The organism is Nitrosomonas communis (assembly GCF_900114745.1).
Classification (GTDB): Bacteria; Pseudomonadota; Gammaproteobacteria; order Burkholderiales; family Nitrosomonadaceae; genus Nitrosomonas; species Nitrosomonas communis_A.
On record NZ_FOUB01000003.1, the window covers coordinates 86,202 to 103,321 of the forward strand.

The following is a 17,120-nucleotide window of genomic DNA, read 5'->3' on the forward strand; positions in this document are numbered from 1 at the left end:
TATTTATCCAGACAACATATGCTGATTATTCCTGCAATAGATATTAAAGATGGACAATGCGTACGTCTTAAACAAGGAGTCATGGATGACGCAACCGTATTTTCTGAAAACCCTGAAGATATGGCTCGGCACTGGTTGGAACAAGGCGCACGTCGATTACATTTAGTCGATTTAAATGGTGCCTTTGCTGGCAAGCCAAAGAATGAATCAGTTATTCGTGCTATTGTCAAGGCAATTGATGGAAGTATTCCGATCCAGCTCGGTGGGGGAATTCGCGATCTGGAAACCATCGAGCGTTATCTGGATAATGGCATTAGTTATATCATTATTGGAACAGCTGCGGTAAAAATACCCGGGTTTTTGCATGATGCGTGTTATGCCTTCCCTGGTCAGATTATGGTAGGTCTTGACGCTAAAGAGGGTAAGGTGGCAGTGGACGGCTGGTCCAAAGTTACTGGCCACGATGTTGTGGACCTGGCGAAAAAGTTTGAAGATTATGGGGTTGAGGCGATTATTTATACTGACATCGGTCGTGATGGCATGCTTGCTGGTATCAATATTGAGGCAACGATAGCATTGGCACGGGAATTGACTGTTCCGGTAGTCGCCAGTGGTGGCATTACCAATCTGGATGATATTAAAACACTCTGTGAAATTGAGTCAGAAGGTATAATGGGCGCGATTACTGGCCGTGCTATCTATGAGGGTACGCTGGATTTTAAAAAAGCACAACTACTGGCTGATGAACTAAGTGCAATGGTCTGACAAAAATAACATGATGTCGTGAATGGAATTCAAGCCTGTTCACATATTTCCTTCCTCTTTTTTTATTCGATATTGTAAAGGTTTCGGGATTCATGGGTCTTGCCAAACGAATTATTCCGTGTCTTGATGTCAATAATGGACGTGTTGTCAAGGGCGTTAATTTTATTTCACTCCGGGACGCAGGTGATCCTGTGGAAATAGCGCGCCGCTATGATGAGCAGGGCGCTGATGAGCTTGTTTTTCTGGATATCACTGCCAGTTCTGATAATCGCGATTTGATTCTGCATATTGTTGAAGAGGTGGCAGCTCAGGTCTTCATTCCACTCACTGTCGGTGGAGGAGTACGTAAGGTCGATGATGTCCGTCGACTGTTAAATGCAGGCGCTGACAAAGTGAGTGTCAATACTTCTGCAGTGCTCAATCCGCAATTGGTAGCAGATGCAGCAAGTCATTACGGCTCTCAGTGCATCGTGGTTGCAATAGATGCCAAACAAGTCATGGACGATAAACACAATAGCCCCCGTTGGGAGGTATTCACTCATGGCGGACGTAACGCAACAGGGCTTGATGCGATTGAATGGGCTAAAAAAATGCAGACGCTAGGTGCAGGTGAAATTTTACTAACCAGTATGGACAGAGATGGCACACGCCATGGATTTGATCTAGCCCTGACTCACGCCATTTCAGATGCAATCGATTTGCCGGTAATTGCTAGTGGTGGGGTAGGTTGCCTGGATCACCTCGTTGAGGGGATTCTGCAAGGACATGCTGATGCGGTACTAGCAGCCAGCATTTTTCATTATGGTCAGCATACGATCCAGGAAGCCAAGCAATATTTGGCTAAGCATGGAATTGAAGTACGCCTGTAATACACAAATAATAGCATTTCTAAAATATCTTATTAAGATGAACTTTTATGTCGGATGCTTGGCTAAATAAAATAAACTGGTCTGCAGACGGGTTAGTACCTGTCATTGCACAGGATGAAAAGAGCGGTAAAGTATTAATGGTAGCCTGGATGAATCGAGATGCTGTCAAAATGACTGTCGAAACAGGTGAGGCTGTTTATTGGTCGCGTTCCCGCAAAAAAATTTGGCACAAAGGAGAAGAGTCTGGCCATGTGCAGAAGGTAAAGGGTATTTACCTGGATTGTGACGAGGATGTGATATTACTTACCATCGAGCAAATGGGGGGGATTTCCTGTCACACGGGCAGACAGAGTTGTTTTTTTAATAAATTGGAAGGAGATCAATGGGTAGTGGTAACGCCCATTATTAAGGATCCGACGGAGATCTATAAGCAATGACTGATTCATCTATACTTCATCGTTTGGCAGAAACTATCGAGGCGCGTAAAAATACTGGTTCCTCCAATTCTTACGTAGTAAAACTGCTTACGAATGGCCAGGATAAGATACTCAAAAAAATTGCCGAAGAAGCTGCGGAAACGATCATGGCTTCAAAAGACGGGAATACGGCGCATGTTGTCTATGAAATCGCAGATTTGTGGTTTCATTGTCTGGTATTGCTTGCCCATCACGGATTAAAACCAGAGGATGTGCTGCACGAATTAGAACGACGAGAAGGTATTTCGGGTATTGAAGAAAAACTATCGCGTAAAACAGGTCAATAAATGGAAGAATGTATTTTTTGCAAGATTGCGGAGGGAGAAATTCCTGCCAATAGAGTCTTTGAAGATCAGGATTTTGTTGCGTTCCATGATATACATCCGGCTGCACCCGTTCATTTTCTGCTGATACCCAAGCAACATATCAGCTCACTATATGATGTAAACGAAGCAGATCAGCAGCTATTGGGGAAGATGCTATGGCTGATTCCCCAGTTAGCAAAAGAGCAAGGGTGTGCAAATGGATTTCGTACGATCATCAATACAGGACGGGTAGGCGGTCAGGAAGTGCTCCATCTTCATATTCATATCATTGCAGGGAAAGACCGTTTGCCCACAATGATTCATCACGGGTAAGCAACATTTGTTAAGAGGGTAAACAATGGGAACATTTAGTATTTGGCATTGGCTGGTAGTGTTAGCGATTGTCGTGCTGGTTTTCGGTACGAAAAAGCTCCGTAATTTGGGCAGTGATCTAGGAAATGCAGTCAGAGGATTTAAAGAAGGCATGAAAAATGCTGAAGAGGATAATACACCTTCTTCTTCTCAGTCTCAGCAGATCACCCATCACTCTGCCGAAGCAGGTGTCAAAGAGAAAAATGAAATTAAATTATGATATCATTGCCTCGCATAGGGCTGGTGATATCGGTGAGTATTATCAGTAAAGAATACAAATTAGCAGTTTTTTTTCGCAATAGCTCCTTCGGCAAAGTAATCGGTTAGGAGGAAATGAGGCATGCTGGATGTCAGCTTTACAGAAATGCTCGTCATTTTAATTGTAGCACTAATTGTAATCGGACCAGAACGACTTCCTCGGGTAGCGCGTACAATAGGGCATTTACTAGGACGTGCGCGACGGTATGTGGATAACGTCAAGAATGATATTCGCTACGAGATAGAACTCGAAGAATTAAGGCGTTTAAAAAATTCAGTCCAGGAGACGACCCATTCTATCGAACAAACTGTGAGGAAGGAATTTGATCAAATAGAGAGCGCTGTCGATATCAATGCAGCAGAAAAGATAAAAAAGCCAGCGCTGATTGAGATCGAGCAAACTGGCGCTTCCACAGAAAAGACAATGACTTTTCAGAATCAAGCCTTGCCTTCACAACAGACTTCAGAATCAAATAAAAGCAATACAGTATTCTGAAAAATATTATACTATTCAATGACTATTTCAGCTTGACAAGCTTCTGGATCATGTAACTGTCAAGTTTAGCAATGACTATTCACCTAGTCTGATTCATCATAAGCATATGAATGACGAGAGCACCTTTATTTCACATCTAGTGGAATTACGTAGCAGGTTAATTCGTGTATTTTTTGTGTTAGTACTTGGTTTTTTACCCTGCGCTTATTTTGCGCGCGATCTTTATACTATCCTGGCGCAACCTTTGCTGGAGAAGCTTCCATTAGGCGGACAAATGATTGCCACAGCAGTCACTACACCTTTTTTTATACCCATGCAAGTGGCTCTGATGACAGCGTTTTTGATGACCTTACCCCATACGCTTTATCAGATTTGGGCTTTTGTCGCGCCCGGACTGTATTCCCATGAGAAACGCCTGTTTTTGCCCCTTGTGATTGCGAGCAGCTTATTGTTTTTCGTAGGTATGGCATTTGCTTATTTGGTTGCATTACCCCTGGTATTTGAGTTTATTGTTTATTTTGCACCTGAAGGGGTAGCGGTTATGACCGATATCGGCGAATATCTCGGTTTTGTCCTTACCATGTTCCTAACCTTTGGCATTACTTTTGAAGTCCCTGTGTTCGTTATAGTACTCGTTCGGACAGAGGTCATCTCGTTGTCAAAAATGAAAAAGGTACGCCCTTATGTTTTAGTAGGCGCATTTGTGGTAGGTGCGATTTTTACGCCGCCTGATGTGATTTCGCAGTTTATGCTGGCAGTACCGCTCTATTTACTTTATGAATTAGGTATATTCCTTGCTGGCTTAACAAATAAATCTACGAATTCGATTTCAGATCAACAGATTGTAAATAGTGTAAATAATCCGGCTATGAGCAAAAAAGACGAGTAGGCTCAATGCAATCAATCAGATCACGCCTAATATACCCTTTTACTTTTTTCCACTACTTAACCAGCATCGCCAGGTAGATACAAGTGTGCAGTAATTGCTTTGAGTTGTCCTAAATTCTTTCTTTTGGAAATGTTGGAACAATCAGATCAGGATGATGTTTAACTCCATTCCTAAATCAAAACTGACTGTGTCGGCTTTGCCTTGCCGTATTATTGATACTGTCTGCGGCTCGCCTTCGCGTCACTTTTGATTGGGAAATGGAATAAATCCCTCGAAACGTGACTATTCATGATTAAATTATTTTCCGTCATCTTTTTTTTATTTTGGTCCGTTACAGGTGCTGAGCAGAGTCAGGCAGATGAGCTCGCTAATCAATCTCGGGTAATCCAGGCTAAGATTGAGACATTGAATGATGGGGAAGAAACGCCGCAAAAAAAGCAACTTAAAGAGATTTATCTCGATACTCAACAAGTATTGCTTGACCACCAGGAATATCTCAAAAGAACCCAACTTTGTTCGCAGCAGCTAAAGGAATATCCACAGCAGCTTGAGATACTTAGAAAGCAGAAAGACAAAGCGATTTCGCTCATATTTGATGCCACAGCGTTGGCAGGATTGTCTTTAAGCGAAATGGAACAGCAGCACGTTATTACTCAAGCAAAATTATCAGAACTACAAAATCAGCAGCAGAAACTGACCTCTGAAATTGGTACGCTTCGTCAGCGTGCCATTAAAATCCGTGAAGAAATAGATGTAACAAGCAAGACCCGTGCATCGTTGGCAGAAAAAACGCCTCTGGCGACAGACATGCCTGATGAAAAAATTGCCGATGCATTTAAAATGCTCCAGGAATATCGGAGTCGAGCGCTGACAGACAAGATTCGCATGCTGGAGCTGGAAGCTTTAACCTTACCCAATGCGATTGAAATTGCTACCTTACAGGAAAAGCTGACACTTAATCCAGAGATCCAAATGCTGGTGCAGAAAGTAGAATGGCTAACCAAGCAGATCAACCTGCAAAGAAAAACCGAGACTAAAAAAGTTGTTGAGAAGTCTGAGCAATTGCTAGGTGAAAGCAAATGGAATCCAGCGCTGCTTAAGATAGTTAAAGATAATGAAGAGCTTGTCGCTAAACTCAGTGACTATGCTGCGCATGCGACTAAATTGATGATGCAAAAGAACCGTAATGAGAATCGGCTTAATTTTATTACGAAAAACTATGCAGCACTCCAGCAGAGACTCGAATTCCAGGATGAGGATGAAGAATTAGGAGCAGAGATCAGAAAACAATTAAAACAAATATTATCAAAACCTAATATCAAACAAACACAAAAATTATTGAGTAATGCAAAACTGGAATTGTTCCAGCTTGAACAAGAAAAGCTGGAAATGATGAATGATAAAGCTTATTTCAAAAGAATGACGGAAGGTTATGTTATTGATGAGCAAACGCCTTTTTATCAGGAGATAAGAGAAGCATTTCAAGAGCTTAAGGATTCTCGTTTACATATTATCGATCAATTTCTAGAAATATTGCATTCCTATGTTAAAGATTTAGAGCTTTATGCTTCAATTAAGAGTCAATTAATTGAAAAAATCAATCAATATGAGCTTTTACTCAAAGAAAACTTGCTGATCACCCGCAGTGCAAAACCAATCGATTTAAATATCAATAATGATCTCAGCGCTGCAGCTGCCTGGTTTGTTTCTGACAAGACGCAAACAGCTTTCGCAAAAGCTAGCGACAAAATATGGCTGCCAGTTATAGGTATTCTAGCCTTTTCTTTACTGATCGGCGTGGTTTTAAAGCGGTTTTATTGGTCTCGCTATCAGCAGTGGGAAGAGATTGGAAAAGAGGCTTGGGGAAAAGTCAATCAAGACAAGGCGCGCTATCCCATCGGAATGTTGTTATTCGTAGTTGTTCAATCTTTAGTGATTTCTTTACCATTGCTACTGATTCATCTCGTTCTACAGTACAGTATGAACACTGAAATGAGTCATGCGTTTTCTCTTGCTTTTTATGTTGCTGCTATTACTGTTTTTTTCTGGCATTTCCTTCTTGAGCTTTGCCGACCAACAGGATTACTCATTACGCAATTCCGATGGCATGCGGATATGGTTAATAAAATGTACCGGGATATCAAGTATTATGCGCCCGCCATATTGATATTAAGTGTCATCATTGCTTTTACAGATGCACTTGCGGATGACGTCGTGCGTAATAGTATCGGAAGAATTGCTTTTATGCTGCTCTGCATAGTGTTGGCTATATTTGCTTTAGGCTGGATGGCAATTACGCCTTCCGGAAAAATGCTCTATCAAGGAAAAAGTTTTACTTTAATTCAGAATCCGCGTCTGTGGATGTTACTTCTTTTCGTACAGCAAATGTACATGATTGTCATGGCGGCAAGAGGCTATTACTTCGCAGCATTGTATCAAAGTATTCTGATTTTCCAATCGGTCATCTTAATTATACTGTGTAGTCTGGTTTTTTTCCTGAGCTACCGCAGCTTATTAATTGCCCAGCGTAGAATTGCTTTTAAAAGAGCCATTGCCAAACGGGAAGAAATGCTTACCCAGCGCGCAACGACTGGAAAAAGTGAAACTGAATTCGTGGATGATAACTACATTGATATCAAATCAATTAGCACACAATCAGCTACTTTATTAAAAATCAGTGTATGGGGATTGCTGATTGGCGGCCTAAGTGTCATCTGGTACGAAATGCTACCGGCATTGGGATTTCTTGAAGATATTGTTGTTTGGCGAACCTCAATTATGAGGGACGGTGAAGCGGTCGTGCGCTTGATCACGTTGGAAACATTGCTGGTAGCATTGATCATTCTGAGCCTGGTTATGGTAGCTGCGCATAATTTACCCGGTACGCTGGAACTCTTGGTTCTTCGACATTTATCCTTGAATACGGGTACCGGATACGCAATTACCACGCTACTCAGATATGCTATTATCATTATCGGGGTGATGGTCACATTTCAAATGCTCGGTATGGAATGGTCCAATATCCAATGGCTGGTTGCAGCATTGGGTGTCGGCCTGGGTTTCGGTTTGCAGGAAATCGTGGCTAATTTTGTATCCGGACTTATTCTTCTATTTGAGCGTCCTATCAGAATAGGCGATCTTGTCACATTGAATGATGTGACCGGTACAGTCAGTAAAATTAATATTCGTGCGACAACTTTGATCGATGCTGATCGAAAGGAAGTCGTGGTACCGAATAAAACATTTATCACCCAGCAATTGTTAAACTGGACTCTCAGTGACCAGGTCACGCGTATCAAAATACCCGTGGGCATTGCTTATGGATCAGATTGTGACAAGGCTAGAACATTGTTACTGGAAATTGCCAAAAATCATCCTTTGGTTCTACGCGAACCGGAGCCAGTCGCCTTATTTCAGGGATTTGGTGCAAGCTCGTTGGATTTTGAATTGAGGGTCTATTCGGGTCAGCTTTCGGATCGACAGGATCTGACTCATGATTTGAACATGGAGATTAATCGTCGTTTTGCTGAAGAAAAAATCAACATTGCGTTTCCGCAATTGGATATTCACCTATACCGGAGGAATAATAATAAGGAGATATCTGGATAAGCGTGCAAGAAGAGTGCAATAGAATATTGCAAAAAAGATGATTAGCATTGAAATCCTGAGTATATCAGTATATTGTACAGGCCAGCATAATGGTTGGGAAAAGAGGAGCTTATGAAATCAGATAGAAGTCGCTACAAGTTTATAAAGTATTTCCTGATTATATGTATCCCCCTTGTTCTAACACTTACCATCGTATTGTCGCTTCTGTTCGATGCGCACGAAGATGCAAATAAAGCAATCATTGAGGCGAACGAGCGGTTGTCTGTACAGCTGGGTGAGAAGACCATCGATTATGTCTTCGGTGTAATACGAGGGGATGCTCTCTATCTTGCAGAGCTTTCTTCGTTGCGACAATGGCTGGATTCGGGTGACTCCACAGCATATTCACGTCTGACTGAAGATTTGCTGGCTTTTTTGCAATTTCGCCAACTCTATGGAAAGGTTCGTTTTATAGATAAGCATGGTCAGGAAATAGTGCGCATCCATAACTATGAAGGTAAGCCAATAATCACACCGCAAGAACAGCTACAAAACCAATTTGAACTCGACTTTGTGCAGAAAACGCTTGCCCTGAGTGAAAGAAGCGTTTACATATCGCCGTTTGAGCCTACTATCGAGCATGGCGTTATTGTGCAACCCATCAAACCAACGGTACGATTCACTGTACCCGTATTTGATAGTAACAACGAACTACGCGGTCTCATCGTCCTTAACTATAAAGGGGAGAGATTAATGAGACGCCTGCGCACCATTTCTGATCTTTCCGTTGGTAACCTGGGATTAGTTAACGAGCAGGGAAGATGGCTACTGCAACCCCATCCGGCAGGGGAAAGCGGCTTTATGTTCCAAAGCCAGGGAACAGAAACCTTTGAGCAAAAATTTGGTGAAGAGATATGGTCGTTTGTTACACGTGAATCTCCCATCGGTCAATGGATGCATGAAAACGGACTTTTTACTTACGTTAAGGTTAATTTGGCAAAAATACAAAACCCCATGGGAGGTTTAAATACCCAAGATAGCGAAACATGGGTATTAATTTCTTATGTATCCCCCAAAATCATCGCTGCAAACATTGCTGAATATGGTCGTAATCTAGCTTTGGCAGGCGCCTTGCTCATGATATTACTGGTGCTGTTAAGTGGAATAGTCGCCAATTATGCACTACAACGTCGGCGGGCGGAGAATCGGCTGCAAAGAAGCGAACTCCAGTTTCGTAGATTACTTGAATCCGCACCTGAGGCTATCCTTCTGGTGGATCAGGCTGGACATATTGCTTTAATGAATTCGCAGACCGAGAAGTGGTTTGGCTATAGTCGTAATGAGTTAGTGGGCCACTCAGCGCTACAACTTATACCAGAACGGTTTCATCAAGCGCATCCGATTTTCCAGCAGCAATTTGTCGCTGAAACAGGAGCTCAGCCAATCAGCGTCGGGATGGAACTTTATGGCAAGCGCAAGGATGGCAGTGAATTTCCGATTGAAATCAGTTTAAGCCCCCTTGAGACAGAGCACGGTACATTGATTACCAGTATCATTCGGGATATTTCCACTCGTAAGGAAGCAGAAATAGCTAAGCAACGGGCGCAGGAACGTTATCGTGAGCTATTGAATAATCTGCCTGTGGGCGTTTTCCGTAGCCTGCCTGATGCAAAAGGAAGCTTCCGCGAAATAAACCCTACCATGGTTAATTTGTTCGAAGCTGAATCCACCGAGCAGCTACTCGCTCACTCATTTGGTGAATTTTATTGTGATCTTGCTGAACGTAAGGCACTAATGGGTAAAGTTTTACTCCAAGGCTATGTCAATGGGGAAGAGGTGCGCTTGAGAACCTTAAAAGGACGGGAATTTCATGCTGGCTTGACGGCAGTGAAGAAAAAGGATGAAACAATAGGTATTTATTTTGATGGCATTGTAGAAGATATCAGTGTACGCAAAGAGAGTGAGTGCCAGATTAAGCAGCTGAATGAGAATCTTCGGGTCCGCTCCAACGAATTGGAAGCGATCAATCACGAACTGGAAGCATTCAGTTATTCTGTTTCCCATGATTTACGAGCACCCTTACGTGCATTGGATGGTTTCAGTCGCACATTGCTCGATGAGTATGCTGATCAGCTCGATCAACGGGGACGTGACCGGCTTAAGCGAATACGGCTGGCTGCGCAGCGTATGGCTGAGCTCATTGATAGTTTGCTCAAATTATCACGCGTTACCCGTACCGAGCTTAAGTGGGAGGTTATCGATCTGTCGAAGCTTGCAAATGAAATATTAGACACGCTGCAACAGATGGAACCTGATCGAAAAGTACGGTATACGGTACAATCCGGTTTGATTGTCCGTGGTGATGCGATATTACTGCGCATCATGTTGGATAATCTGCTGAGTAATGCTTGGAAATTTACCGCTCGTAACCAACAGGCTTTCATTGAAGTTGGATGCAACGTAACAAAAGAGAGAATTATTTATTTTATCCGAGATAATGGTGCCGGCTTTGATATGGCCTATGCTGATAAGTTGTTTGGTGTTTTCCAACGATTGCATGATCCGCACGAATTTCCGGGTACCGGTATCGGACTTGCCACGGTGCACCGTGTAATTCATAAACATGGTGGACAAATTTGGGCAGAAAGCACTATTGATCAAGGATCGACTTTTTATTTCACATTAGATGAGAAGGAAATAATATGAACGCCGAGGTAATAATGTTGGTTGAGGACAATCAAGACGATGCCACACTCACGATAGATGCACTTCAAGCTAACCATATCCGTAATAAGATATTTCTAGCGAAGAATGGTGTTGAGGCGCTTGATTACCTGTTCGGACAGGGAGCGTATGAAGGACAGAAGTTGACTCAACTGCCGGTACTTATGCTGCTCGATCTTAAACTGCCGAAGGTCGATGGATTAGAAGTATTACGTCGCGTTCGTGCTGATGAGCGGGCACGTCTGATACCGATTGTGATCTTGACTTCATCCAATGAAGATGAAGATCGACTCAAAGCTTATTCCCTCGGGACCAATAGCTATGTACGCAAACCAGTGGATTACGATGATTTTCTCAGGGTGGCCGGACAGCTTGGACAATATTGGTTGGAAGTGAATGAATCACCCTATAGACGTTAGCTGTATAGAGTCCAGAGGAACTAGATATGTCAATGGCCCAGAAACAGCATCTGCCATTATTGCGCTTCTTGTTTATAGAGGATGCAGAAGATGATGCTTTGTTGCTGATCGATTATTTTGAGTCACAAGGGTTCAGGTTTGATTGGCAGCGGGTAGACACTGAAAAAGGAGTGATCGCAGCATTACAGAAGCCGTGGGATATCATCTTTTCGGATTATTCCATGCCTGGGTTTAGTGGCGTTAGGGCGCTGGAAATCGTTCGTCAGCGGGATCCTGATATTCCTTTTATTTTTATTTCGGGTGCTATCGGTGAAGATGTGGCGGTAGAAGCCATGAAACTTGGCGCTCAAGATTATGTCATGAAGGGAAATCTCGGCCGTTTACTACCCGCTGTCAATCGCGAGCTTCAAGAAACGAAGAAACGCCGGGAGCATCGCCAGTTCAATCAGTTATTGCGTAAATTGTCGCAGGCAGTCAATCAAGCGGCTGACAGTATTTTTATCACCGATCCCGCAGGTCGTATCGAATATGTTAACCCAGCCTTTGAGAAACTATCCGGTTATAGCGCCGAAGAAGTTAAGGGAAAAACACCTGCTTTTCTTTACTCGGGCCTCCATGATAACAATTTTTATTTGCAACTATGGCAAGCCATCTCGAATGGTCATACATATCAAGCTACCTTTGTTAACCGGCATAAAAATGGGGAATTATTTTACGAGGAACAAATCATTACCCCTTTGAAAGATGAACAAGGAAATATTACCCACTTTGTTTCTACCGGAAGAGATATTACTTCTCGCATTAAAGCAGAAGAAGAGCGAACGCGGTTAACAGCAATATTAAATGCCACCCCGGATCTGGTCGCTATTTTTGAACCGGAGGGTCGTTTACGCTATTTAAATGAATCAGGGCGTCGATTGCTAGAACTGGGTGTGGAAAAAGATGTCAGCCGGTATACCATCCAGGAATTATTTGCTACTGATAAGAACCAGCAATCATTTGCTGAGGTTCTTGCGATAGCTCAGCAGCAAGGTATCTGGAGTGGCGAAACGCTACTACAGATTCCCAGAAATAAAGAGCTACCGGTTTCACAAGTAGTGCTTGCCCATAAGGAGAGCAATGATTCTATTGAGTATTTATCAACGATTGCGCGGGATATCACGGAACGGAAGCGCTTTGAGGCCGAACTGCAGCATCAGGCTACTCATGATCGTCTAACCAGCTTACCAAACCGTTTTTTATTGCTTGAACATTTTTCCTCAGCATTAAAAAATGCCCAACGGCACAATTATAATATTGCCGTGCTATTTATGGATCTTGATAACTTCAAACGAATCAATGATAGCCTGGGTCATACAGCAGGGGATATCTTGCTTGAACAGATCGCTCAGCGGCTGCAAAGTTGTATGCGGGCAAATGATACCGTTGCACGTCATGGGGGAGATGAATTCACTATTGTACTCAACGAATTAAAGGAGCCGGAAAATATATTGGATGTGCTAAACAAGCTATATAATGCTTTCAAACATCCAGTGATTATTCATAACCACGATGTCTATGTCACGTTCAGTATTGGGATTGCCCTTTATCCACATGATGGTGACCGGATAGAAGATTTGTTGCGACATGCTGATATTGCCATGTATCGCGCAAAGTCGATGGGGCCTAATCAATACTGTTTCTATGCATCGGATATGAATATCCGTGGGCACGAGTTGCTAGCTTTGGAGGGAGATCTGCGACGTGCTTTGGTTCAGAACGAATTTGTGCTGCATTATCAGCCGCAGATTGATCTTCGTAATAACCGCGTGATTGGAACTGAAGGACTGATTCGATGGCAGCATCCTGTGCGTGGACTAGTGTCTCCTGCTGATTTTATCCCTCTTTTGGAAAGGTCGGGGATGATCATTTCGGTTGGTGAATGGGTATTGCACCAAGCGTGCAAAGCACATCGCGATTGGCGAGCAGCGGGATTCAACGATATCCGTGTTTCTGTCAATGTTTCTGCTACCCAATTTAATGATATCGATTTGCTCGATAAGATACGATATGCATTACGAGAAGAAGATATGCCCAAGCACGCTCTTGAACTGGAAATTACCGAAAATATCTTAATGCGTGATCCAGCTGGCGCGACCGAAGTACTGGAGTCAATAAATGGATTAGGGGTACGGATCGCTGTGGATGATTTTGGCACGGGTTATTCTTCACTGGCTTATTTGAAACGTTTCCCACTTGATGCACTGAAAATTGATCAGACTTTTATGACTGACTTAACTGACTATTCGGGCGACGCAGCGATCGTTGAGGCAAGTATTTCTCTTGCGCATAAGCTTGATATGGAAGTAACAGCAGAAGGTGTAGAAACGAATACACAACTTGAATTCCTGCGTACACACGATTGTGATGTGGTGCAAGGGTATTATTTTTGTCGACCTTTGCCCATGCCTGAACTTACCAATGTATTACATGAAAAAACAAAGTGAGTATGTAATTATTTCGTAATTCATTTAATTTCTTTGAGACTAGACGATCATTGCTTATAGTTCTAATATATAAGTCGTTATTCCATTTCCAAATCAAAAATGACTCGAAGGCGAGCCGCCAAAGTATAAATAATACGGCAAGGTGAAGCCGACAAAGTGAGTTGGGATTTAGAATTGGAATGAGTCTTCAATTCAGCAATATAAAAAGCAGTCATTGATTACAACTGTCACTGAGGGAGTTTTTTCCGATGGAACAGATAATCCCATCAATGTATGCAGCAAAAGATCCACTTGGGATAATTGAGGAAATTCATGGACCAGTGGTTGACGTGTTTTGTAAACGTTTACCCCCACTGCATCAGGCTCTATTTACTATAACTGATCATGAATTTTATCCTTTTGAGGTTTATCGCCATCTGGACGAACAACGCGTGCGTGCAATTGCTTTGCATCCGACAAGCGGTCTCAAGCGGGGTTTATCTGTTTTCGATAGCGGTGCTCCTTTGCGCGTTCCGGTAACACCGGATTGCCTGAATCGGATGCTGAATATGTTTGGTATGCCGCTTGATGGTGGGCCACCGCTCGAAACAAAAGAGATGCGAAGCATTATTGCTCCTCCCGCATTATTATCTGAAACAGTGCCAGCTGGAGGAATTCTCGAGTCGGGTATTAAAGTTATTGATTTGCTTTGCCCTTTTATTAAAGGTGGGAAAACTGGCTTGTTTGGTGGTGCGGGCGTGGGAAAGACGGTCCTGATTATGGAGTTTATGCATGCCATCGTCAATCTGCATCAGGGGGTATCAGTATTTGCGGGAGTGGGGGAGCGAATCCGCGAAGGTCATGAATTATGGCACCAGATGCAGGAATCCGGGGTCATGCCGCGCGCGCTGATGATGTTTGGTCAGATGGATGAATCGCCCGGTGTGCGTTTCCGTGTGGGCTTATCTGCTTTAACCTATGCGGAATATCTGCGGGATACCTTAGGCAAAGAAGTTTTATTAATGATGGATAACATCTTTCGATTTGTCCAGGCAGGAAGTGAAATTTCCGGATTGCTGGGGCGAATGCCTGCTACGGTTGGTTATCAACCTACCTTAATGAGCGAAGTGGCAGAATTGCAAGAGCGTATTATCTCAACGCGTGGTGGAAATATTACAGCAGTGGAAGCAGTCTATGTGCCTGCAGATGATATGACTGATCCCGCTGTCAGCACCATTCTAACGCATCTGGATACGACTGTTATCCTGTCTCGAAGTCAGGCAGCCAAGGGAATTTACCCGACAGTCGATCCTTTGCAGTCAGTAAGCAAAATGATGAATCGCGCCTTTCTCGGTGATCGGCACTATAGTGTGGCTGAAGGTGTCCGTGAACATCTTGCGCGCTATCAGGAATTGGAAGACATTATTGCCATGCTAGGTTTGGAGGCGCTCTCCCAGAAAGACCAGCGTATTGTGATGCGTGCCCGTAAGCTGCAACGATATTTAACGCAGCCATTCCATGTAATGGCTTCACATACTGGCGTGCCAGGCGTATCGGTAAAACTGGATGTAACATTGACTGATTGCGAGACCTTTTTGCGAGGTGACTATGATGCCATCCCGGAAGAGCAATGCTATATGCGAGGATCAATGCAACAATAAAGAATATGAAGACTTTCAATTTGCATGTCCAGAGTGCGACGCAATATGTATACGCTGACAATGTGATCAGTTTTGTAGGAGAGGATAGTACTGGCAGTTTTGGTATTCTTGCGAATCATGAACGCATGATGACCGCAATGGACTACGGGCTGGCGCGCTACCAATTACAAGATGGCGGCTGGATTTATCTTGGGCTTCCTGGTGGCATACTTTATTTTGCCAATAATCATCTCTATCTGAGTACGCGCCATTTCCTGCAAGATAAGGATTATCAGCGCATTAGTAAAGGCTTGCTGGAGCAGCTGCTCAAGGAAGAGGAAGCATTACGAGAGCTAAAAGATAGCCTCGCTCATCTGGAGCAAGAGATGTTCCGGCGCTTATGGCAAATTGGACACCTTACTACTCAAACGGTCTGATGGGTATGAAGAAATCGTAGCGAGCGCCCAAAGTGTGAGGCGGAAGGAACGCAGAGACGAGAAAACGAACAAAGTGAGTTTCGATAAAACGAGCCTTGCGAGTTTCGACAAAGCCACATAGCAAATAGATAGGCGAGGAGCCAGTACTGCCCAACACAGCGATTTCGGTGCGCAGTAGATTAATTTATAACCTCTGAGAATAAATCATGAACAACGAACAGCTACGCAAATCAGTGGAGCGTCAAGTGAAACGGATGCAACGTGCAAAGCAGGACCGTCCTACTCTGCTTGCTCAATCCATATTTTTGGGAACACTTTCCTTGTTGTTTATACTGCCCATCATCGTGGGTGCCTATCTTGGTAACTGGCTAGATGATATGGCGCAAGGCTATTCTGTTCATTGGACCATAGGGCTCCTTATTTTGGGCATGATAGTGGGTATGGTGAACGTTTATTTATATGTGCGGAAGCACGACTAATGGAAGAAGCGGCTGTCGTATTTTATGCTGGACCCTTTGCGATTACATCCATTGTAATCACTACCTGGGGCATCATGTTATTTCTAGGCATGTTTTGCTGGCTTGCTACACGACAGCTGTCGCTCGATCCTGGGCCATTGCAGGCCATGTTGGAGGGAATCATTTTGTTAATTGAGGAAAGCATTGAAGCGGTATCCCCGGGTTATGCGCAGCAAATGATGCCATTTATTGGAACTTTGTGGATTTATATCGTCATTGCCAACCTTGTTGGCATTATTCCGGAGCTCCATTCTCCAACCGGTAATTTGTCCGTAACCGCGGGTCTTGCGTTATTGGTTTTTTTGTCGGTACATTGGTTTGGGATACGCAATGAGGGAGCAGGTTATCTTAAGCACTATCTTAGCCCTTCACCCATCTTGTTACCCTTTCACCTGATCAGTGAAGTTACCCGCACGATTGCTTTAGCGGTACGTTTATTTGGCAACATTATGAGCCTCGAACTGGTGGCATTGCTGGTCCTGCTCGTAGCTGGCTTATTGGTGCCGGTACCCGTGTTAATGTTGCATATCATCGAGGCATTGGTTCAGGCCTATATTTTTGGCATGTTAGCGTTGATTTATGTTGCCGGCGCCATGCAATCTCAACAAAATGTACAAGGAGCTAGCTAATGAGTGATATATCCTGGTTTACGATATTTTCTACCATCAGCGCAGTACTGGGTGTCGCTATTGGCATGATGTTCCCAGCGATGGCGATGGGACGGGCAATCAGCCAGGCGCTGGATTCGCTTGCGCGCCAGCCAGAGGCAGAAAAATCTATTATGCGCACCTTATTTATAGGCTTGGCGATGATTGAATCACTTGCTATCTATGTGCTGGTAATTGTGCTTATCATCCTGTTTCGTAACCCGCTGCTGGAATATCTGATTAACCGATAAG

The 17,120-nt window shown here is 43.5% G+C and carries 17 protein-coding genes; all 17 read left to right on the forward strand.

The features are described from left to right. The first annotated feature begins 18 nt into the window (after window positions 1-18). The 17 genes from hisA (at window position 19) to atpE (ending at window position 17,119) form a co-directional block, all read left to right on the forward strand. Window positions 19-765, forward strand: coding sequence for a 1-(5-phosphoribosyl)-5-[(5-phosphoribosylamino)methylideneamino]imidazole-4-carboxamide isomerase (gene hisA, locus BM122_RS02175; RefSeq protein WP_074903243.1), 747 nt, complete (start codon window positions 19-21; stop codon window positions 763-765). Between the two features lie 92 nt (window positions 766-857). Further along, window positions 858-1,634 carry an imidazole glycerol phosphate synthase subunit HisF gene (gene hisF, locus BM122_RS02180; protein WP_074903245.1) on the forward strand — a complete coding sequence of 259 codons (777 nt, stop codon included), beginning with the start codon at window positions 858-860 and terminating at the stop codon, window positions 1,632-1,634. A gap of 47 nt (window positions 1,635-1,681) precedes the next feature. Beyond that, window positions 1,682-2,071, forward strand: coding sequence for a phosphoribosyl-AMP cyclohydrolase (gene hisI / locus BM122_RS02185; protein ID WP_074903247.1), 390 nt, complete (start codon window positions 1,682-1,684; stop codon window positions 2,069-2,071). Next, the gene (locus tag BM122_RS02190) at window positions 2,068-2,397 is read left to right on the forward strand and encodes a phosphoribosyl-ATP diphosphatase (RefSeq protein WP_074903248.1); all 330 of its coding nucleotides are present in this window, start codon (window positions 2,068-2,070) and stop codon (window positions 2,395-2,397) included. Before hisI ends, BM122_RS02190 begins: the two co-directional genes overlap by 4 nt. Beyond that, a complete protein-coding gene (locus BM122_RS02195) occupies window positions 2,398-2,748 on the forward strand; it encodes a histidine triad nucleotide-binding protein (RefSeq protein WP_074903250.1) in 351 nt (116 codons plus the stop codon). 25 nt (window positions 2,749-2,773) lie between these two features. Then, on the forward strand, window positions 2,774-3,007 hold the full coding sequence (tatA, locus tag BM122_RS02200) for a Sec-independent protein translocase subunit TatA (RefSeq protein ID WP_074903251.1): 234 nt from the start codon (window positions 2,774-2,776) through the stop codon (window positions 3,005-3,007). 120 nt (window positions 3,008-3,127) lie between these two features. Continuing rightward, entirely contained in the window at window positions 3,128-3,541 is a 414-nt protein-coding gene (tatB, locus tag BM122_RS02205; RefSeq protein WP_074903253.1) for a Sec-independent protein translocase protein TatB, read from the forward strand. Between the two features lie 106 nt (window positions 3,542-3,647). Continuing rightward, on the forward strand, window positions 3,648-4,430 hold the full coding sequence (tatC, locus tag BM122_RS02210) for a twin-arginine translocase subunit TatC (RefSeq protein WP_074903254.1): 783 nt from the start codon (window positions 3,648-3,650) through the stop codon (window positions 4,428-4,430). 288 nt (window positions 4,431-4,718) lie between these two features. Further along, window positions 4,719-8,039: a mechanosensitive ion channel domain-containing protein gene (locus BM122_RS02215; RefSeq protein ID WP_074903256.1), complete on the forward strand. Its 3,321-nt coding sequence runs from the start codon at window positions 4,719-4,721 to the stop codon at window positions 8,037-8,039. A gap of 111 nt (window positions 8,040-8,150) precedes the next feature. Next, the gene (locus tag BM122_RS02220; protein ID WP_074903258.1) at window positions 8,151-10,724 is read left to right on the forward strand and encodes a sensor histidine kinase; all 2,574 of its coding nucleotides are present in this window, start codon (window positions 8,151-8,153) and stop codon (window positions 10,722-10,724) included. Next, on the forward strand, window positions 10,721-11,161 hold the full coding sequence (locus BM122_RS02225; protein WP_074903260.1) for a response regulator: 441 nt from the start codon (window positions 10,721-10,723) through the stop codon (window positions 11,159-11,161). Before BM122_RS02220 ends, BM122_RS02225 begins: the two co-directional genes overlap by 4 nt. A 26-nt stretch (window positions 11,162-11,187) precedes the next feature. Then, a complete protein-coding gene (locus BM122_RS02230) occupies window positions 11,188-13,647 on the forward strand; it encodes an EAL domain-containing protein (RefSeq protein WP_074903263.1) in 2,460 nt (819 codons plus the stop codon). A 248-nt stretch (window positions 13,648-13,895) separates the two neighbouring features. Next, a complete protein-coding gene (gene atpD / locus BM122_RS02235) occupies window positions 13,896-15,287 on the forward strand; it encodes a F0F1 ATP synthase subunit beta (protein WP_074903265.1) in 1,392 nt (463 codons plus the stop codon). 5 nt (window positions 15,288-15,292) lie between these two features. Further along, on the forward strand, window positions 15,293-15,703 hold the full coding sequence (locus tag BM122_RS02240) for a F0F1 ATP synthase subunit delta/epsilon (protein WP_074903267.1): 411 nt from the start codon (window positions 15,293-15,295) through the stop codon (window positions 15,701-15,703). Between the two features lie 206 nt (window positions 15,704-15,909). After that, window positions 15,910-16,182 carry an AtpZ/AtpI family protein gene (locus BM122_RS02245; protein ID WP_074903269.1) on the forward strand — a complete coding sequence of 91 codons (273 nt, stop codon included), beginning with the start codon at window positions 15,910-15,912 and terminating at the stop codon, window positions 16,180-16,182. Continuing rightward, window positions 16,182-16,850 (forward strand): F0F1 ATP synthase subunit A, encoded by a 669-nt coding sequence (locus BM122_RS02250; RefSeq protein WP_074903271.1) that lies wholly within the window; start codon window positions 16,182-16,184, stop codon window positions 16,848-16,850. Before BM122_RS02245 ends, BM122_RS02250 begins: the two co-directional genes overlap by 1 nt. Next, the gene (gene atpE / locus BM122_RS02255) at window positions 16,850-17,119 is read left to right on the forward strand and encodes an ATP synthase F0 subunit C (RefSeq protein ID WP_046851162.1); all 270 of its coding nucleotides are present in this window, start codon (window positions 16,850-16,852) and stop codon (window positions 17,117-17,119) included. Before BM122_RS02250 ends, atpE begins: the two co-directional genes overlap by 1 nt. Window position 17,120 lies beyond the last annotated feature (1 nt).

Excerpts from the sequence above, each read along its gene's own strand:
- BM122_RS02220 (WP_074903258.1), top strand. The coding sequence starts at position 8,151 with ATGAAATCAGATAGAAGTCGCTACAAGTTTATAAAGTATTTCCTGATT.
- BM122_RS02245 (WP_074903269.1), top strand. The coding sequence starts at position 15,910 with ATGAACAACGAACAGCTACGCAAATCAGTGGAGCGTCAAGTGAAACGG.
- hisF (WP_074903245.1), top strand. The coding sequence starts at position 858 with ATGGGTCTTGCCAAACGAATTATTCCGTGTCTTGATGTCAATAATGGA.
- BM122_RS02250 (WP_074903271.1), top strand. The coding sequence starts at position 16,182 with ATGGAAGAAGCGGCTGTCGTATTTTATGCTGGACCCTTTGCGATTACA.
- hisI (WP_074903247.1), top strand. The coding sequence starts at position 1,682 with ATGTCGGATGCTTGGCTAAATAAAATAAACTGGTCTGCAGACGGGTTA.
- BM122_RS02195 (WP_074903250.1), top strand. The coding sequence starts at position 2,398 with ATGGAAGAATGTATTTTTTGCAAGATTGCGGAGGGAGAAATTCCTGCC.
- atpD (WP_074903265.1), top strand. The coding sequence starts at position 13,896 with ATGGAACAGATAATCCCATCAATGTATGCAGCAAAAGATCCACTTGGG.
- hisA (WP_074903243.1), top strand. The coding sequence starts at position 19 with ATGCTGATTATTCCTGCAATAGATATTAAAGATGGACAATGCGTACGT.
- BM122_RS02190 (WP_074903248.1), top strand. The coding sequence starts at position 2,068 with ATGACTGATTCATCTATACTTCATCGTTTGGCAGAAACTATCGAGGCG.
- tatB (WP_074903253.1), top strand. The coding sequence starts at position 3,128 with ATGCTGGATGTCAGCTTTACAGAAATGCTCGTCATTTTAATTGTAGCA.
- tatA (WP_074903251.1), top strand. The coding sequence starts at position 2,774 with ATGGGAACATTTAGTATTTGGCATTGGCTGGTAGTGTTAGCGATTGTC.
- tatC (WP_074903254.1), top strand. The coding sequence starts at position 3,648 with ATGAATGACGAGAGCACCTTTATTTCACATCTAGTGGAATTACGTAGC.
- BM122_RS02230 (WP_074903263.1), top strand. The coding sequence starts at position 11,188 with ATGTCAATGGCCCAGAAACAGCATCTGCCATTATTGCGCTTCTTGTTT.
- BM122_RS02240 (WP_074903267.1), top strand. The coding sequence starts at position 15,293 with ATGAAGACTTTCAATTTGCATGTCCAGAGTGCGACGCAATATGTATAC.
- BM122_RS02215 (WP_074903256.1), top strand. The coding sequence starts at position 4,719 with ATGATTAAATTATTTTCCGTCATCTTTTTTTTATTTTGGTCCGTTACA.
- BM122_RS02225 (WP_074903260.1), top strand. The coding sequence starts at position 10,721 with ATGAACGCCGAGGTAATAATGTTGGTTGAGGACAATCAAGACGATGCC.
- atpE (WP_046851162.1), top strand. The coding sequence starts at position 16,850 with ATGAGTGATATATCCTGGTTTACGATATTTTCTACCATCAGCGCAGTA.